We start from the raw sequence: 16,282 nt of genomic DNA on the forward strand, positions 1-16,282 counted from the left end.
GAAATTCTCAGCCCAGGGCGCGTTCTGCCTGATTCCAGAAATCGATGAGGGCGCCGGCCGTCGTTTCGGGGGCCTCGACGGCGGGGGAGTGGGCCGCGGAGGGGATGACGACCCGGTCCGCGTTGAGCCGTTCCGCCATCGCGGCCTGCGTCTCGGGCCGCCAGGCGTCGTCGTCCTCGCCGTACAGGACGAGCGTGCGCAGCCCGGTGCCGGCGCAGTGTTTGGCCAGTTCGTCGGTGCGGTCGGGGGCGGTGAGGAGTTCGCGCGCCATGCCGACGAGGCTCGCCTCGGACGTGCCGAGCATGCGGCGCTTCAGAAATTCGACGATCTCCAGCGGGACGCCCTTGGCGATCAGTTCGGGTTCCATGCTGATGTCCCAGATGGCCTGCATGCCCATTTCGGGAAGGGCGTCGCGGAGGGCGGCGGCGCGGGTACCGGTCGGGCCGGAAATGGCGGCGGGGCCCGACCCCATCAGCGTGTAGGAGGCGGGCCGGACCCGGTCGGCGAGGACGGCCTCGCGGGTGACGAGCCCGCCGAACGAGTGCCCGACGAGGTGCACGGGGTCGGGGCCGAGGGCGTCCAGCAGGGCGGTGACGTCCTCGCCGAGGGAGGGGCAGCCGTAGTCGGACGGCTCGTCGGGCCCGGGCGTCTCGTACTGGCCGCGCAGGTCGATCGCGACGACGCGGCGGCCGGACGCGGCGAGGGGCTGCAGGACGGCGAGGAAGTCCTCCTTGCTGCCGGTGTAGCCGGGCACCAGCAGGGCGGGACAGCGCTCGGACACCCCCGAACCCGGAAGGGCCGCCAGGGCGGCGAAGGGACCGCGGGACGTCTCGATCGTCGTGCGGTCGACGCCGGTGGGCAGTGTCAGGAACCGGGGCGTGCTCACGGGGCGCCACCCTACTAAACGGACCTCGGGCCGGGCCTGTCGCGACGGACCCGCACTGGTAACGTCCACAGCGTGCAACCCAAGCCGGCCGTGTCCGCGCATCGGCGGGACGAGGCGGGGCTGGACGGCCTCCGGGAGGCGGCCGAGTCCGGCGCCGAGTACGTGGAGATCGACATTCGCCGGACCGGCGACGGGCGCCTCGTCGTCCATCACGACGCGACGGTCGGCGGTCTCCCGCTGAAGCGGCTGACGTACGAGCGTGTGCAGGAGCTGTCGCCGCGTCCGGTGCCGCTGGTCGAGGACGCCATGGAGATCATCGCCGGGAAGGCGCGGGGGCATCTGGACCTCAAGGAGCGCGGCTGCGAGCACGAGACGGTCGCGCTGGCGCTGGAGGCGTTCGGTCAGCAGTTCGTCGTCACGACCGGGGAGGTGCCCTCGCTGGTCGAGATCAAGGCGCGGTTCCCGCAGGTGATGACGGCGCTGTCGGTGGGCCGGAACCTGTGGGAGCGGGGCGCCGCGCACAATTTCGCGCCGCTGCCGCTGATCCGCCGGGCGGGCGCCGACATGGTCGCGCTGAACCATCGGCTGGCGCGGGTCGGGGTGCTGCGGCAGTGCGCGCGGGCCGGGTTCCCCGCCATGATCTGGACGGTGAACGCCGAGCCGGTGATGCGCCGGTTCCTGGGCGATCCGCGGGTGGCCGTCCTGGTGACGGACCGTCCCGCGAAGGCCCTGAAGCTGCGGGACGGCTGAACGGTCGTCGGTGCGGGACCGCGGGCCCGGCGCGGCACGCTCCGCTGGAGCGTGCCAACGACGGACGTGCGGTGCCGCGGACCGCGACCGCGAAGCGGGTGCCTCGCGGTCGCCGGGCCTTCCGGGGCCGGGCGGCCCCGGTCAGGCGGTCTGCGTCTCCGTCGGCTCGCCGGCCGGCTTGCCGGCGCGGGTGCGGCGCCGGGTGCGGCTCCGCTTCCGCTCGGTGGCGACGGCGTCGACGACGTTGTCGTCCTTCGGCGCCGCCTGCTCGACCGGCTTGCCGCCGCGGGTGCGGGTCCGGTTGCGCTTGCGGCGCGCCGGCCGCGGACGCTCCCGCTCCCGCTCGTGCAGGGTGCTGCGGGCCTTGCCGGTCTCGCCGATGTCCTCGAGCTCCTCGGCGTCCAGTCCGGCCCGGTCGTTGCGCTTCTCCTTGGGCAGGCGGCCCTTGGTCCCGGCGGGGATGCCGAGCACCTCGAAGAAGTGCGGCGACGTCGAGTAGGTCTCCTCCGGCGCCGCGAACGGCAGGTCGAGCTGACCGTTGATCAGCTTCCACCGGGTGAGGTCGGACCAGTCGACGAGCGTGACGGCGACGCCCTCCTTGCCCGCGCGGCCGGTGCGGCCGATGCGGTGCACGTAGGTGTCGGCGCTGTCGGGGCACTCGTAGTTGACGACGTGGGTCACGTCGTCGACGTCGAGGCCGCGGGCCGCCACGTCGGTGGCGACCAGCACGCCGATCTTGCCGTTGCGGAACGCGCGGAGCGCGCGCTCGCGCTGGCTCTGCCCGAGGTCGCCGTGGACGGCGGCGGCGTCGAACCCGCGCTGGGCGAGGTCGGACGCGACGCGGTCGCACGCGCGCTTCGTCTGGCAGAACACCATGGTCAGCCCGCGGCCCTCGGCCTGCAGCAGCCGCGCCAGCATCTCCGGCTTGTCCATCTGGTGGGCCTGGAAGACGTGCTGGACGACCTGCGGCGTGGCCTCCGACTCGGTGTGCGCCTCGGCGCGCACGTTCGTCGGCCGGGTCAGGTAGCTGCGCGACAGCGCGACGATCTCGCCCGGCATGGTGGCCGAGAAGAGCATCGTCTGCCGCTCGTCCGGGACCTTCTTGATGATCCGCTCGATGTCGGGCAGGAACCCGAGGTCGAGCATGCGGTCGGCCTCGTCCAGGACGAGGACGCCGACCTCGGAGAGGTCGAGGTGCTTCTGCTTGACGAGGTCGAGGAGCCGGCCGGGAGTGCCGACGACGACGTCCACGCCCTCGCGCAGGGCCGAGATCTGCGGCTCGTACGCGCGGCCGCCGTACACCGACAGCACGCGGGTGCCGAGCTTGCCACCGGCGACCAGCAGGTCGTCGGTGACCTGCAGGGCCAGCTCGCGGGTCGGGGCGACGATCAGCGCCTGCGGCTTGCGGCCGCCGTGCCGGATGCGCTGCAGGACGGCGATGCCGAACGCGAGCGTCTTGCCGGTGCCCGTGCGGGCCTGGCCGATGATGTCGTGCCCGCCCAGCGCGATCGGCAGGGCGAGCTCTTGGATCGGGAACGCTTCCACGATGCCCTCGGTCTCGAGGGCATCTGCTATCTCGGGTACGACCCCGAGTTCACGAAAGGTAGTCAGGGCTTTCAGCCTCCAATATGCGGGGTCCTCGCTCCCCGGTGCGGCGCGGCACGGCGCCCGGGTCGGCCGGCTGCCGACGGGCGGGACGGTCGCGGGCCCTGTCATCGGAAGACAGGACGGGCCTCGGGCGGGCCGCACCGTCCGGGCGTGCCCGCCGGTCGCTTCCTGTGGCCGCGCGCTCGCGCGGGAGGGACCAGCCGTCAATCAAATTACTCGGCGACCGCAGTCAGGGGTCGAAAGCAGTCACTCGCTGTGGCTGCGTGCGGTCACACTCCGCGACGCAGTGTACCGACCGTTAGTTGCATACACCAATAGCCGATCACCTCACCCAACGCCGGGGATGCCGGAGGTATTCCCCGGGTCCGCCGCGGAGGGCGCGGCGGGCCTGCGTCGTGGCGAACTCAAACCTCCGGCGGGGCGGCCACTTCCGGACACTCCGCGGGTCGCCGGAGGGCCCGGACGTCTCAAGGGGTGGGCACGCGGAGGTCGGGAAAGCGGCGCGTTCCCCGAGGTCCGCGAGCCGTCAGGAGCCGAAGCCGACGCTGCGCTGCTCGTCCTCGACGATCTCCAGGTAGCCGACGCTGCGGGCCGGGACGACGACGCGGCCGGACCGGCGGTCCTGCAGCACGAGGACGCCGTTGTCCTGGGCGAGCGCGTCGGCGAGCGACTTCTGGACCTCGTCGGCGGACTGCGCGGTCTCGACCACGAGTTCCTTGGGCACGGACTGCACGCCGATGCGAACCTGCACGTGATGCTCCCGTCGTCTGCTCCGGCCCGCCGACGCCCGGCGGCCCCGTCTCCGATGGTCGCACGGAGATCGTCCGCCGTGCGGCCCCGGCGGGTGAAACCGCGGTCAGGTCGTCCGGGGGAAGCCGGAGATGCCGCGCCAGGCGAGCCGCGCGATGATCTTCTCGGCGGTGTCCTTCGGGATCGCGCGGTGCTGCGACAGCCAGTAGCGGGCGCTGACCTCGGCCATCCCGACCAGGCCCATGCCGAGCAGGTGCGCCTCGTCGCGCGGGGCGTCGGTGTCCTCGGCGATGACCTGGGCGATCATCTCGGCGCACTGCTGGTTGGCGCGGTCGACCCGGGCCCGGACGGGCGCGACGTTGCGCAGGTCGGACTCGAACACGAGCCGGTACGCCTCGCCGTCGCCGGCCACGAAGTCGTAGAACGCCTGCATGCTGGCCTGCACCCGCAGCTTGTTGTCCGTCGTGGACTCCAGCGCGTCGCGGACGGTCTTCACGAGGGCCTCGGCGTGCTCGTCGAGCAGCGCCAGGTACAGCTCGAGCTTGCCCGGGAAGTGCTGGTACAGGACGGGCTTGCTGACGCCTGCGCGCTCGGCGATCTCGTCCATCGCCGCCGCGTGGTACCCCTGCGCGACGAACACCTCCTGGGCCGCGCCGAGGAGTTGCCTACGGCGCGCCAGTCGCGGCAGTCGTGTGCCACGGGGGCGGGCGTCCGGGGTCGCGGTCACCACACTCTCCGATCACCGATTCAGTGCGACGGGTATGGGTGTCCGTCGCGGGGAGACAATCCCATCATCCTACGCGCCGGTAACCTCGCGGGTCACTAACAAAGCCGACGTCGTTCCTGCGCGCAGGCCAGTGTATTTGCGTTTCGAGGCCCGGACGTTCCGGTCGGCCTCCGCTCGCAGAGCTCGCTCCGGCCGCCCGTGGAAACCCCTCCTTTCGCCTCCCGTGGGCCCGGTCCGTCCGGCGGCGGATCTCGCTCCGGCCGTCCGTGGGACCCCGCCTTCGCCTCTCGTGGGTGGGGTCAGCGGTAGTCGTCTTCGTCGAAGGGGACTTCGCGGCTCTGTTCGGCGGCGTCGGCCTCGTTGGCGTCCATCGGGACGCGCGGGGCGGCGTCGGGGCGGTCGTCGGTCTCGTCGAGGACGGCGCGCTGTTCGGCGGCGTCGGCCTCGGGGGCGTCGTCGGGCGTCTGCGCCAGGTCGTCGGTCTCGCTCATCGCGCTTCCTCCTCTGGTGTGGCGAGGCGTCCGGCCAGTTCGCGCAGGGGCGCCTCGACGGATTCGCCGTACGTCGGGAACGCGTGCACGACGTCGGCGAGCAGGCTCAGCGGCGTCTCGGCGCGGATGGCCAGCGCGATCTCGCTCATCCACTCCTCGGCGTGGAGTCCGGCCGCGGCGGCGCCGATCAGCAGGCCGCGGGAACGGTCGGCGTACAGCTCCACCCGGCCCGGGACGTCGGCCTCGACCGCCGCTCGGGCCGTCGCGGCGAGGTCGTACCCGGCGGTGGCGAGGTCTATGCCGACTTCGGCGGCCTGTCCGGGTGTGATCCCCACCGCGTACACCGTGGGGGTGGTGTAGACGACGCGGGGGATGGCGCGGTAGTCGGCTTCGCGGTGGCCCCCGAGGAGGTTGGTGAGGACGATGTCCGCCTGGTAGCGGGCCGCGTGGGTCGTGCGGGCGATGCCGGTGACGTCGCCGGCGGCCCACACACCCCCCTCGGCCCCCTGCACGCGGCAGGTGGGGTCCACGGGGACGCCCTGGGCGGGGGAGAGTCCGAGCGTTTCCAGACCGAGGCCGGCGGTGCGGGGGCGCCGGCCCGCGGCGACCAGGACGCGGTCGGCGTCGAGGGTGCCGCCGTCGGACAGCCAGAGCCGCAGGCCGGACTCCTTGCGCTCGATGCGCGCGACGTCCGCGCCGAGCCGCAGGTCGACGCCCGTCCGGCGCAGCGCGTCGGCGAGGACGTCGCCCGCGAACGGGGCCTCGGCGGTCAGCAGCCGCCCGGACGCCTCGACCACCGCGACCTGCGAGCCGAACGACGCGTACACCTGCGCGAGCTCGCAGCCGACCGGGCCGCCGCCGAGGACGACGAGGCGGCGCGGCAGGTCGGGGACGGAGAGGGCGTCGTCGCTGGTCCACAGCGGGACGTCGGCGAGCCCGTCCACCGGCGGGATGACCGGCTCGCTGCCGGTGCAGACGACCAGTTCGGCGTAGCCGTGCGGGGTGCCGTCGACCTCGACGCGGCCGGGGGCGGCGACGCGGCCGCGGCCGCGCAGGACGGTCACGCCCGCCTCGGCCATCCGGGCGGCGGCGCGGTCGTCGGTGCGGCCGCCGGTGAGCGCGTCGCGCCGGGCGACCGCGAGTTCCCACGGCTCGCCGCGCCGCGCCGACTGCAGCAGCGACTTGGAGGGGAGGCACGCGAAGTACGGTGAGATGCCGCCGACCAGGCGGTCCTCGACGAGCGCGACGTCGCGCCCGGCGCGGGCGAGGCCCGCGGCGATCCGTTCCCCCGCGGTGCCCCCGCCCAGCACCACGGCGTCGTAGTGGTGGTTCAACTTGCCCCGGTCCTTCCCCGTGTGGTGTCCCCCGCCTCATAGTGGCGGACGGAGGTGCCGGAGCGTGGCGATTCCAACACATAGGGAAGTCGCGTGTCAGGGGAGCGCGGGACGGTCCTCCGCGAGAAGGGGGGCGAGGAGGTCGCCGCGCTCGTCGATGCGGGCGAGGGCGTCGTCGGGCGTGAAGACGAGGTCGGCGGCGTCCTTGCAGCCGCCCAGTTCGTCCCAGGTGAGGGGCGTCGAGACGGTGGGGCGGTCCGCGGCGCGGAGGGAGTAGGGCGCGACGGTCGTCTTGGCGGGGTTGTTCTGGCTCCAGTCGACGAACACCTTGCCTTTGCGCAGGCGCTTGTCCATCTTGGCGACGACGAGGTCGGGGTGCTCGCCGGCGAGCCGCTGGGCGGCCGCCTTCGCGTACTCGGACGTCCGTTCGGCCTGCGGCGGCTCCTTGATCGGGACGTACAGGTGCAGGCCCTTCTTGCCGCTGGTCTTGGGGTAAGAGTCGAGGCCGTCGTCGGCGAGCAGGTCGCGGAGCATGGCGGCGACCTCGCACGCTTCGACGATCGTGGCGGGCGGCCCCGGGTCGAGGTCGAACACGACGAGGTCGGGGGTGTGCACTTTGCCGCGCGGCCCCACTTTCCACTGCGGGACGTGCAGTTCGAGGGCCGCGAGGTTGGCGCACCAGACGAGCGTGGCCAGATCGTCGACGACGACGTAGTCGAGCGTGTCGCGTCCCCTGGTGCTGCCTGGGCTCGGGACGGTCGCGGTGCGCACCCAGTCGGGGGTGTGGGAGGGCGCGTTCTTCTCGAAGAACTTGCCGCCGTCCACGCCGTCGGGCCAGCGGATGCGGGTCGCGGGACGGTTTTCGAGGTGCGGCAGCATGACCGGTGCGACGCGCGCGTAGTAGTCGATGACCTCGCCCTTGGTGAATTCGGGGTAGAGGTTCTTGTCCAGGTTGGAAAGGCCGAGTTTTCTTCCGTCGACTTCCACCCGTTTACTGCTCACTCACGACCCCTTGCTCGCTCGTCACTTCCCGTGGGTCCTTGTCGTCGCGGAGCCCGCGCCAGGACGGAAAGCGGAGGCGTCCGTCCCGGGTGCGGGCGCTGTAGGCGACCTCCCCGACGAGGTTCGGCTCAACCCACTGCGCGTCGCGGGCGAACTCGCGCGGGACGGGGTCGTCGTAGGGGCTGGTCGGGCGCCGCAGGGGCCAGAGGATCTCGTACAGCTCGTCCAGGAAGCGGTCCGAGAAGCCGGTGCCGACGTGGCCGACGAACCCCAGCCGGCCCTTGCCGTCGTACTCGCCGAGCAGGAGGGACCCCACCCCGCCCTCGCGCCGCCCCTTGCCGGGCTTCCAGCCGCACACGATCACTTCGCGGGTGAGGAAGTTCTTCACCTTCCGCCAGAAGTCGACCCGGCGGCCCGGACGGTACGGGGAGTCGAGGCGCTTCGCGAGGAGGCCCTCGAGGTGCTGTTCGCGCGTGAACGCGAGCAGTTCCGCGACCTGCTCGGCGTCGCCGCCGTCCAGGTACGGGGGCACCTCGACGGGTCCGCCGCCGCCGAGGTCGAGCCCGGTGAGGAGGGCCCGCCGGTCCGCGTACGGGGTGTCGAACAGGACGTACCCGTCCAGGTAGAGCAGGTCGAACACCACGTACCGGACCGGGACGTCCCGGACGAGCCGGGGGTCGGGGTGCGCCACGTGCATCCGCCGCTGCAGCCGCTCGAAGCTCGGCCTGCCCCGGTCGAACGCGACGACCTCGCCGTCCAGCACGGCGTCGTGCCCCGGCAGCAGGTCCACCAGGGCGGACAGCTCCGGGTAGCGGGACGCGACGTCGCCGCCGCGCCGCCCGGCCGCGCGCAGGCCGCCGGCCGACACCTGCGCCACGGCGCGGACGCCGTCCCACTTCAGCTCGAGGCCCCAGCGCGCGCCGTCGCCGGGGAGGTCCCCGGTGGCGGCCGTCATGGGCTCGACGGGCCAAGGCATGGTCATATCCGCGTCTTACCCGGCGCCCGCGCAAAGGAAAAGGATCAAGAGCGCGTTGTGTCGCAAATGCGCCCGCGGGGAACGCTAGGTGCGGGTGCCGCTGGGTAAGGATCCGTCATGCGCAGTATCTGGAAGGGCGCGATCTCGTTCGGGCTGGTGACGATACCCGTGAAGGTCTACTCGGCGACCGAACAGAGGGACGTCAGCTTCCACCAGGTGCACCGCGAGGACGGCGGCCGCATCAAGTACAAGCGGGTCTGCTCGGTGGACGGCGAGGAGGTCCCGTACGCCGACATCGCCAAGGGCTACGAGCTGCCGAGCGGCGAGATGGTGATCCTCACCGACGAGGACTTCGCCGACTTGCCGCTGTCGACGAGCCGCCGCATCGACGTCCTCCAGTTCGTCGAGCAGGAGGAGGTCGACCCGATCTACTTCGCGAAGTCGTACTACCTGGAGCCGGACGCGCAGGGCGCCAAGCCGTACGTGCTGCTGCGGGACGCGCTGGAGAACTCGGGGCAGGTCGCGATCGTGAAGATCGCGCTGCGGCAGCGGGAGTCGCTGGCGACGCTGCGGGTGCGCGGCGGCGTGTTCGTCCTGGAGACGATGCTGTGGCCGGACGAGGTCCGCACCCCCGACTTCCCGTTCCTGGAGGAGGACATCGAGGTCCGCAAGCAGGAGCTGTCGATGGCGACGTCGCTGATCGAGTCGATGGAGGGCGATTTCGACCCGTCCGAGTACAAGGACGCCTACCGGGAGGCGCTGCAGGCCGTGATCGACGCGAAGGTCGAGGGGCGGGAGGTGGCGCGGCCCGCCGAGGAGGCCGAGGAGGAGCCCGCCGCCGACCTGCTCAGCGCGCTGCGCGCCAGCGTCGAGGCCGCGAAGAAGAGCCGCGGCGGGGCCGGGGGCGGGGAGAAGGCCGGGCGGAAGGCGCCGGCGAAGAAGGCCCCGGCCCGCAAGAAGCCGGCGTCCGGGGGGACGAAGAAGGAGGCGGCGAAGAAGGAGCCCGCCAAGAGCCGCGGCCGCAAGTCCGCCTGACGGACGGCGGGGCCCGCGCGCCCCCGGCGCATGGAGCGGTCCGCTCGTGGCGGTGCCCGCCGCCGGGTCGCGGCGACGGGCACGTTCGCACTCGCGGCGGTTAGAAGAACACCGCGTCCGTGCAGATCAGGCGCTTGCCGGCGTCACCGGTCTTCGGGTCGGTGCGGTGCTGGTGGATGACCACCGACCCGGCGTCCTTCTTGTCGACGCGCCACGGCACCCAGGCCTTCGCGTACCCCTTGCCGCCCTTCTCGACCTTGAAGTCGAGCCAGATCTCCTTCTTGCGGAGCGGGGTGTGCTTGCGGGCGTCCGGGTTCTGGTAGTGGTCGCCGGACGAGTTGGGCTTCGGGCCGCACTTGTTCTCGTGGACGTGCGTGCCCATCGTCTTGCCCCAGTACTTCTTCGGCACGTCGGCGACCTTGAGCCGGACGGTCGTGCCGCGCTTGTCGAGCTCGGTCACGACCTGCGTGTCGACCTTCTTGAAGTAGGGGTCGTACACGTACGTCGGGCCGCCGACCACGTGCTTGCGGGCGTGGTGGTCGCCGTGGTCGCCGTGGTGGCCGTCCCCGTGCTGGCCGTCCCCGTGGTGGCCGTCGCCGTGGTGGCCCTTGCCGTCGTGGTCACCGTCGTGGTGGCCCCAGCCGTGGCCCTTGCCGTGGCCGTCCCCGTGGTGACCGTGATGGCCCTTGCCGTCGTGGTGGTCGTCGGGGCAGGCCATGGCGGGCGCGGCGAACGGCAGCAGGGCGGCGCCGGCCGCGGCCAGCGTGACGGCGGCCCGGGCGGGCAGTCGCATGGGTGTTCCTCTCCGTAGGTACCGGTCCGCGATGACCGGTGGCTCACGATCATCCTCACGGAGAGTGAACGTTGCACGACTCACATGCCCTGACCTGGTCAAGAGACCCCCACACGGCGGTGGGGCGGGGCTAGGAGTCCCGCCCCACGGCCAGCACCCGGACGAGCGCGGCCGCGGCGGCGGGCGCGTCCGTGCAGGGCGCGATCCGCTCGCCCCAGCCGTAGTAGTACGTCCAGGTGCGGTCGGCGCCTTCCTGGACGGCGATGACCGACTCGTTCATCGCGGGCATGTCGGGGTTGGCGACCAGAGCGCTCGGCCAGCGGTCCGCGTGCGCCGAGACCTCGACCGTCCAGCCGCGCGAGCGCAGCACGTCGGTGAGGTGCTCCAGGTGTCCGAGGGCTTCTTCGGCCTCGGTGATCGCCTGCACGGGCATGGTGGTGCCTCCAAGGGAACGTCCCATGAGCGGTGAGAGTGCACGCCGGGCGGGCTCCGTCGCGGCGCGCGTCACGCGCGGGCAGCCGGGCGAATCGCGTTCAGTCTCTCCCCGCTCATGGGCGAGCACAAGCGCTTTCGCTCACTTGGTGGTGCGTTTCCCTTGTCCGGACGGTCAGCGGACCGGCACCGGCGGCGCCGGCTCGGGCTCCGGGCCGGCGGGCGACCCGGCGGGCGGCGCGTCGCCCTCCTTGATCCCGTACCGGCCGTAGAGCCGGGCGAGCGGGCCGGGCGCCCACCAGTTCGCGCGGCCGAGCAGCCGCATCGTCGCCGGGACGAGCAGGGCCCGCACGACCGTGGCGTCCACGATGATCGCGACGACCATCCCGACGCCCGTCATCTTGATGAACGTGATGCCGGACGTGGCGAACGCGCCGATGACCACGATGAACAGCAGCGCCGCGCTGGTGATGATGGCGCCGGTGCGCTGCACGCCGGTCGCGACCGCCGCCGTGCTGGAGCCGGTGAGGTCGTACTGCTCCCGGACGCGCGACAGCAGGAACACCTCGTAGTCCATCGAGATGCCGAACAGCATCGCGAGCATGAGGATCGGCATCGCGGGCGCGATCGCCCCGGTCGCGGTGAAGTCCAGGAGGCCGGACAGGTTGCCGTCCTGGAAGATCAGCACGACGACGCCGAACGTCGCGGCGAGCGACAGCGCGTTCATCGCGATCGCCTTGAGCGGCAGCACGACCGACCCGAACGCCAGGAACAGCAGCGCGAACGTCGCCGCGGCGACGAGCAGCCCGACCCACGGCAGCGTCGCGCCCAGGCTCGCGAGCTGGTCGACGACGGTCGCGGTGGCGCCCCCGACGTGCGCGTCCGCGCCGGGCGGCGGCGGGACGTCCCGGGCGCGTTCGACCAGGTCGCGGGCCTCGTCGGAGTTCGGGTCGGCGGTGTAGGTGAGCGCGATGCGGGTGGTGCCGCCGCCGCCGTCGCCGTTCGAGCCGGTGACCGCGGCGCCGGTGACGCCGTCGAGGGCGGCCAGGCGGTCCCCGTACGCCTGGATCGCGGCCCGGTCGGACGTCCCGGTCACCACGGCCTCGATGGGGCTCGTCGCGTTGCGCGGGTAGTCGGTCTCGAGGGCCTCGGCGACGACCCGGGCCTCCGCGTCCGCCGGCAGCACCTTGGCGTCCACGCCGCCCCAGTTGATGCGCAGGAACGGGGCGCCGAGCGCGAGCAGCAGCGCGACCGTGGCGACGGCGTAGATCACCGGGCGGCGCATGACGCTGCGCGCGAGCCGTCCCCACCAGCCCTCGCCGTCCTCCCGTCCGGTGGTCCCGGACGGCTTGCGGCGGCGGAACGACAGCGCGTTCACGCGCGGGCCGAGGACGGCGAGCAGCGCGGGCAGCACGGTCAGCGCGCCGATCATGCAGACGAACACGGTGGCGATGCCGCCGTAGCCCATCGAGCGCAGGAAGTTCTGGTCGAACAGCAGCAGCCCGGACAGCGACACCGCGACCGTGACGCCGGAGACGGCGACCGTCCGCCCGGCCGTGGCCATGGTGGCGGCCAGCGCGTCCGCGCGGTCCCGGCGGGCGATCTCCTCGCGGTACCGGCTGACCATGAACAGCCCGTAGTCGATGGCGAGGCCGAGCCCCAGGAACGTCGTGATGTTCACCGCGAAGATGGACACGTCCGTCACGTACGTCAGGACGTGCAGGGCGGTGAACGAGCCGAGGATCGCCAGGCCCCCGACCAGCAGCGGCAGGCTCGCCGCGACCAGCCCGCCGAAGATGAGCACGAGGAGCACGAGCAGCACCGGCATCGCCATCATCTCGGCGCGCGCGATGTCCTCCGACACCCGCTCGTTGATCGCGACGTTCGTGGCGACGGCCCCGCCGACCTGCGCGGTGAGCCCGCCGCCGACCCGCGTCAGGTCGTCCTTGATCGCGTCGTAGCTCTCCTCGCGCTCCGCGTCGTCCGCCCCGGCCAGCCGCAGGACGGCGTAGGTGCCGGTGCGGTCCTCGCTGACGAACTGCGGCGCCCGGGTCGTCCAGTACGTGGCGGTCGAGGTGATCTCGCCAGCCGGCAGGTCCGCGAGGGCCGCCTCGACGGCCGTCCGGTACGCGGGGTCGTCGACCGTCGTGCCGCCCCGGTACAGGACGACGACGTCGGCGGCGTCGCGCCCGAGGTCGCGTTCGGTGATCGCCGCCGCCCGGTCGCTCTCGCTGCCCGGCGTGTCGAAGCCGCCGGACGGGGTCAGCGCGCCGAACACGCCGGTTCCCCACACGCCCGCGAACACCAGCGCGGCGCCCGCGACGGCGAGCACCCACCGGCGGTGCCGGTCCACCCATCGTCCCCATCTGTCGAACACCGTCAACCCCCATTACACTCGGTCACGATCGTGAATGCCGTTAACTGCTAACGCCGTAAACTTCGCATACCCCGTTCACTTTCGTCAACGGTGTATGTGAGAGATCATGCGGGAACGACCGGGGGCGGCCGGCTGAACGGAAGGAGGGCGACGCAGGTGGCGACACGGCGAGACCGGGTGCGGGCGGCGACGGTCCGGGAGATCTCCGAGACCGCCCGCCGCATCCTCATCGAGCAGGGGCCGGACGCGGTGACGCTCCGCGCCATCGCCCGCGAGATGGGGATGACGGCGCCCGCGCTCTACCGCTACTTCGGCAGCCACGGCGAGCTGCTCCGCCACCTCATCGGCGAGATCTTCACCGAGCTCACCGCAGAACTGATGGGCGCCGCGAAGGCCGTCCCGCCGGACGACATGAGCGCCAAGTTCCACGCCGTCGCGCGGCAGTTCCGCCGCTGGGCCCTCGCGCACCCCCGCGAGTACGGGCTGCTGTTCGGCGTCCCCGTCCGCGGCGCCGGGCACCGGGGCGAGACCGACTTCGCCCAGGAGTGCGCCCGCCGGTTCGGCTGGACGTTCATGTCGCTGTTCCTCGACCTGTGGCAGAAGCGGCCGTTCCCCGTCCCCGCCGACGAGGACATCCCCGCCCACCTGCGCGACCAGCTCGCCCGCTACCGCACCGACATCGGCGTCTCGCTCCCGCTGGGCGTCGTCCTGCAGTTCCTCAAGTGCTGGATCCGCCTGCAGGGCGGCGTCAGCCTGGAGGTCTTCGGCCACCTCGAGTTCGCCCTCGACGACCCCGAGCCCATGTTCGAGCTCATGCTCGCCGAACTCGGCGAGATCCTGCACCTGCCCTACGTGCCGCCGTCCGGCTCCTGAACCGCCGCGGCGAGCGCCCGCAGCACCGCCGTCCCGTCCCCGGCCCACACCAGCCCGAGCGCCGACTCCGGCAGGTCCCCGACTGGGACGAACGCGACGTCGCCCCGCCGGTTGTGGTGCGCCGTCGCGTCGCACAGCAGCATCGCGCCCCGTCCCGCCCCGACCAGCGTGAGCCCCTCCTGCAGGGTGCGCACGCCGTCCTCGTGCGCGATCGCGCGGCCGTCCGGCGTCGCCACCGGGCAGTGGAACCGCCGCCAGTAGCCGGGCGCGGGGCCCTCGACCGGGATCAGCGCGGTGCGGGCGAGGTCCTCGGCCGCCAGCCGCGTCCGGCGCGCGAACGGATGCCCGGCCGGGACGGCGAGCGTCAGCGGCCGCCGCGAGAACACCGCGCCGACCGTGAGATCGGGCTCCCGCACGGGCAGCAGCACCACCGCCGCGTCCACCTCGCCGCGCCGCAGCGCCCCGAACGGGTCGCCGAGCGGGATCTCGGCGATGTCCACCCGGTGCTCCGGCCGGTCCCGGCGCAGCTCCGCGATCGCCCGCGTGACCTGCTCGTACACCGCGCCCTGGAAGCCGACCCGGGTGCGCCCGCGCGCGGTCGCCCGCGCCTCCTCGACCGTCGCGGCGAGGGCGTCGTAGGCGGGCCTTAGCGACGCGGCGAACTCCGCGCCGAACGCCGTCAGCCGCACCCGGCGGCTCGTCCGCTCGACCAGCCGCGCGCCGATCCGGGTCTCCAGCGACCGCAGCAGCTGGCTGACGCGGCTCTGCGACACGTAAAGGCGCTCGCCCGTGCGGCCGAAGTGCAGCTCCTCGGCCAGCACGAGGAAGCACTCCAGCTCCCGGATCTCCAGCCCCGCCACGGCACCCCTTCCGGCCTGCGTCGATGAGCCCGGCTCATTGAAGCATGAGGGATCCGCCGTTGTTCGGCGCCCGCCCCGGCCGTGGGATGAACGGCATGCACGAAGTCTCCGAGAAGCCGGCCCGGACGGACGCGCGCGCCGGGGGCCGCGCGGCCGTCCTCGCGGTCGCGGCCGGCACGTTCACGGTCGTCACCGCCGAGATGACGCCCGTCGGCCTGCTCACGCCGATCGGCGCGTCCCTGGACGTCGGCGCGGGCACCGCCGGGTGGACCCTCACCGTCACCGGCCTCGTCGCCGCGGTGTCCGCCCCGTTCGCCCCGCGCGCCGCCGGGCGCGCCGACCGCCGCACCGTCCTGATCGTCCTCATGCTGCTGCTCGCGGCGGCGAACCTGCTCGCCGCCTGGGCGCCGAACTTCGGCGTGCTGCTCGCGGCCCGCGTCCTCGTCGGGCTCGGCATGGGCGGCGTGTGGGCGCTCGCCGCGGGCCTCGCGCCCCGGCTCGTCCCGGCGCCCGCCGTGGCCGCCGCGACGTCGACGATCTTCGGCGGGGTCGCGGCGGCGTCCGTCCTCGGGGTGCCGGCGGGCGCGTTCGTCCAGGCGGCCGCCGAGTGGCGCGCCGCGTTCGTCGCCGTCGCCGGCCTCGCGGTGGCGGTCGCGGTCGCGATGGCCGCGCTGCTGCCCCGGCTGCCGCCCGGACCGGCGTCCGCCGGCCGCACCGCGCGCGGCGTCGGTCGGCGCCCGGCGGTCGCGACCGGGCTCGCCGTCACGATCCTGCTGGTCACCGGGCACTTCGCCGCGTACACGTTCGTCCGTCCGGTCCTGGAGGACACCGCGGGGCTCGGGGCGGGCGCGGTCGGGACGCTGCTGCTCCTGTACGGGGTCGCGGGCGTCGCGGGCAACTTCGCCGCGGGCCTGCGCGCGCCCCGCGCCCCGCGCGCGACCCTCGCGGTCCTCGCCGCCGGGCTGGCCGGGGCCGTCGCGCTCGTGCCCGTCCTCGGCACGACGCACGCGGGCGCGGCCGTCCTCATGGCCGTGTGGGGCCTCGCCTACGGCGGCGTGTCGGTGGGCGTGCAGACGTGGCTGCTCAAGGCCGCGCCGGACGACGCCGAGCGCGTCACCGCCCTGTTCGTCGGCGTGTTCAACGGCGCCATCGCCCTCGGCGCCTTCGCGGGCGGCCTCGTCACGGACGGCGCCGGGACCCGGCCGCTCATGTTCCTCGCCGCCGCCCTGGCCGCCGCCGCCCTCACCGTCACCCTGACCGTCCGGGCCCGCTGAGCCGCCCCCCGAGGCCGGACGCGCGCCGCCCCCGAGCGAGGGCGGCGCCGAGCGCCTGCGGGCCGCGCGCGTTCTGCTGCGCGCCGGGCGCCTCGGCGGGGGCGTCCTGCTGCT

Annotated in this window: 16 protein-coding genes; 4 read left to right on the plus strand and 12 right to left on the minus strand. The window is 73.4% G+C overall.

Annotated features, from left to right (window positions below; all coding sequences use genetic code 11):
* Positions 1-7: 7 nt before the first annotated feature.
* Entirely contained in the window at positions 8-886 is an 879-nt protein-coding gene (locus AB0L25_RS10330) for an alpha/beta fold hydrolase (protein ID WP_500170565.1), read from the minus strand.
* A 72-nt stretch (positions 887-958) separates the two neighbouring features.
* Between AB0L25_RS10330 and AB0L25_RS10335 the strand changes: the two genes are divergently transcribed.
* Positions 959-1,636, plus strand: coding sequence for a glycerophosphodiester phosphodiesterase (locus tag AB0L25_RS10335; RefSeq protein ID WP_500170567.1), 678 nt, complete (start codon positions 959-961; stop codon positions 1,634-1,636).
* A gap of 141 nt (positions 1,637-1,777) precedes the next feature.
* On the opposite strand, the gene AB0L25_RS10340 is transcribed toward AB0L25_RS10335, so the two are convergent.
* From AB0L25_RS10340 to ligD (AB0L25_RS10370), 7 genes are all read right to left on the minus strand, one after another.
* Positions 1,778-3,181 carry a DEAD/DEAH box helicase gene (locus AB0L25_RS10340; protein ID WP_500170569.1) on the minus strand — a complete coding sequence of 468 codons (1,404 nt, stop codon included), beginning with the start codon at positions 3,179-3,181 and terminating at the stop codon, positions 1,778-1,780.
* A gap of 589 nt (positions 3,182-3,770) precedes the next feature.
* The gene (locus AB0L25_RS10345) at positions 3,771-3,995 is read right to left on the minus strand and encodes a DUF3107 domain-containing protein (RefSeq protein ID WP_500170571.1); all 225 of its coding nucleotides are present in this window, start codon (positions 3,993-3,995) and stop codon (positions 3,771-3,773) included.
* A gap of 105 nt (positions 3,996-4,100) precedes the next feature.
* Positions 4,101-4,721, minus strand: a complete 621-nt coding sequence (locus tag AB0L25_RS10350) for a TetR/AcrR family transcriptional regulator (RefSeq protein ID WP_500170573.1) — start codon at positions 4,719-4,721, stop codon at positions 4,101-4,103.
* 299 nt (positions 4,722-5,020) lie between these two features.
* Positions 5,021-5,212 carry an Rv3202a family protein gene (locus tag AB0L25_RS10355; protein WP_500170575.1) on the minus strand — a complete coding sequence of 64 codons (192 nt, stop codon included), beginning with the start codon at positions 5,210-5,212 and terminating at the stop codon, positions 5,021-5,023.
* The gene (locus AB0L25_RS10360; protein WP_500170577.1) at positions 5,209-6,546 is read right to left on the minus strand and encodes a dihydrolipoyl dehydrogenase family protein; all 1,338 of its coding nucleotides are present in this window, start codon (positions 6,544-6,546) and stop codon (positions 5,209-5,211) included. Before AB0L25_RS10360 ends, AB0L25_RS10355 begins: the two co-directional genes overlap by 4 nt.
* Positions 6,547-6,642: 96 nt before the next feature.
* On the minus strand, positions 6,643-7,548 hold the full coding sequence (gene ligD, locus AB0L25_RS10365) for a non-homologous end-joining DNA ligase (RefSeq protein ID WP_500170579.1): 906 nt from the start codon (positions 7,546-7,548) through the stop codon (positions 6,643-6,645).
* Positions 7,538-8,530 (minus strand): non-homologous end-joining DNA ligase, encoded by a 993-nt coding sequence (ligD, locus tag AB0L25_RS10370; protein WP_500170581.1) that lies wholly within the window; start codon positions 8,528-8,530, stop codon positions 7,538-7,540. The genes ligD (AB0L25_RS10365) and ligD (AB0L25_RS10370) overlap by 11 nt, the downstream gene beginning before the upstream one ends.
* A gap of 111 nt (positions 8,531-8,641) precedes the next feature.
* Here ligD (AB0L25_RS10370) and ku point away from each other — a divergent pair, with 111 nt between their 5' ends.
* Positions 8,642-9,559 carry a non-homologous end joining protein Ku gene (ku, locus tag AB0L25_RS10375; RefSeq protein ID WP_500170582.1) on the plus strand — a complete coding sequence of 306 codons (918 nt, stop codon included), beginning with the start codon at positions 8,642-8,644 and terminating at the stop codon, positions 9,557-9,559.
* Positions 9,560-9,659: 100 nt separating this feature from the next.
* On the opposite strand, the gene AB0L25_RS10380 is transcribed toward ku, so the two are convergent.
* The 3 genes from AB0L25_RS10380 to AB0L25_RS10390 form a co-directional block, all read right to left on the minus strand.
* On the minus strand, positions 9,660-10,352 hold the full coding sequence (locus AB0L25_RS10380; protein WP_500170584.1) for a hypothetical protein: 693 nt from the start codon (positions 10,350-10,352) through the stop codon (positions 9,660-9,662).
* Positions 10,353-10,482: 130 nt separating this feature from the next.
* Entirely contained in the window at positions 10,483-10,785 is a 303-nt protein-coding gene (locus AB0L25_RS10385) for a hypothetical protein (protein ID WP_500170586.1), read from the minus strand.
* 174 nt (positions 10,786-10,959) lie between these two features.
* A complete protein-coding gene (locus AB0L25_RS10390; RefSeq protein WP_500170588.1) occupies positions 10,960-13,161 on the minus strand; it encodes an MMPL family transporter in 2,202 nt (733 codons plus the stop codon).
* Between the two features lie 156 nt (positions 13,162-13,317).
* On the opposite strand from AB0L25_RS10390, the gene AB0L25_RS10395 reads away from it, so the two are divergent.
* Complete coding sequence (locus tag AB0L25_RS10395; protein ID WP_500170590.1) at positions 13,318-14,034, plus strand: TetR/AcrR family transcriptional regulator; 717 nt, start codon at positions 13,318-13,320, stop codon at positions 14,032-14,034.
* Here AB0L25_RS10395 and AB0L25_RS10400 read toward each other — a convergent pair.
* Positions 14,010-14,894, minus strand: a complete 885-nt coding sequence (locus AB0L25_RS10400) for a LysR family transcriptional regulator (protein ID WP_500170592.1) — start codon at positions 14,892-14,894, stop codon at positions 14,010-14,012. The two genes, AB0L25_RS10395 and AB0L25_RS10400, sit on opposite strands and share 25 nt — an antisense overlap.
* 95 nt (positions 14,895-14,989) lie before the next feature.
* Between AB0L25_RS10400 and AB0L25_RS10405 the strand changes: the two genes are divergently transcribed.
* Positions 14,990-16,168 (plus strand): MFS transporter, encoded by a 1,179-nt coding sequence (locus AB0L25_RS10405; protein ID WP_500170593.1) that lies wholly within the window; start codon positions 14,990-14,992, stop codon positions 16,166-16,168.
* Positions 16,169-16,282: the final 114 nt, after the last annotated feature.

Origin of the sequence: Spirillospora sp. NPDC052242 (assembly GCF_040679555.1) — a bacterium.
Classification (GTDB): domain Bacteria; phylum Actinomycetota; class Actinomycetes; order Streptosporangiales; family Streptosporangiaceae; genus Spirillospora.

What these genes read in the sequence shown, in the direction of transcription:
- AB0L25_RS10405 (WP_500170593.1), top strand. Translation starts at nt 14,990, where the DNA reads ATGCACGAAGTCTCCGAGAAGCCGGCCCGGACGGACGCGCGCGCCGGG.
- ligD (WP_500170581.1), bottom strand. Translation starts at nt 8,530, where the DNA reads ATGACCATGCCTTGGCCCGTCGAGCCCATGACGGCCGCCACCGGGGAC.
- AB0L25_RS10380 (WP_500170584.1), bottom strand. Translation starts at nt 10,352, where the DNA reads ATGCGACTGCCCGCCCGGGCCGCCGTCACGCTGGCCGCGGCCGGCGCC.
- AB0L25_RS10355 (WP_500170575.1), bottom strand. Translation starts at nt 5,212, where the DNA reads ATGAGCGAGACCGACGACCTGGCGCAGACGCCCGACGACGCCCCCGAG.
- ku (WP_500170582.1), top strand. Translation starts at nt 8,642, where the DNA reads ATGCGCAGTATCTGGAAGGGCGCGATCTCGTTCGGGCTGGTGACGATA.
- AB0L25_RS10385 (WP_500170586.1), bottom strand. Translation starts at nt 10,785, where the DNA reads ATGCCCGTGCAGGCGATCACCGAGGCCGAAGAAGCCCTCGGACACCTG.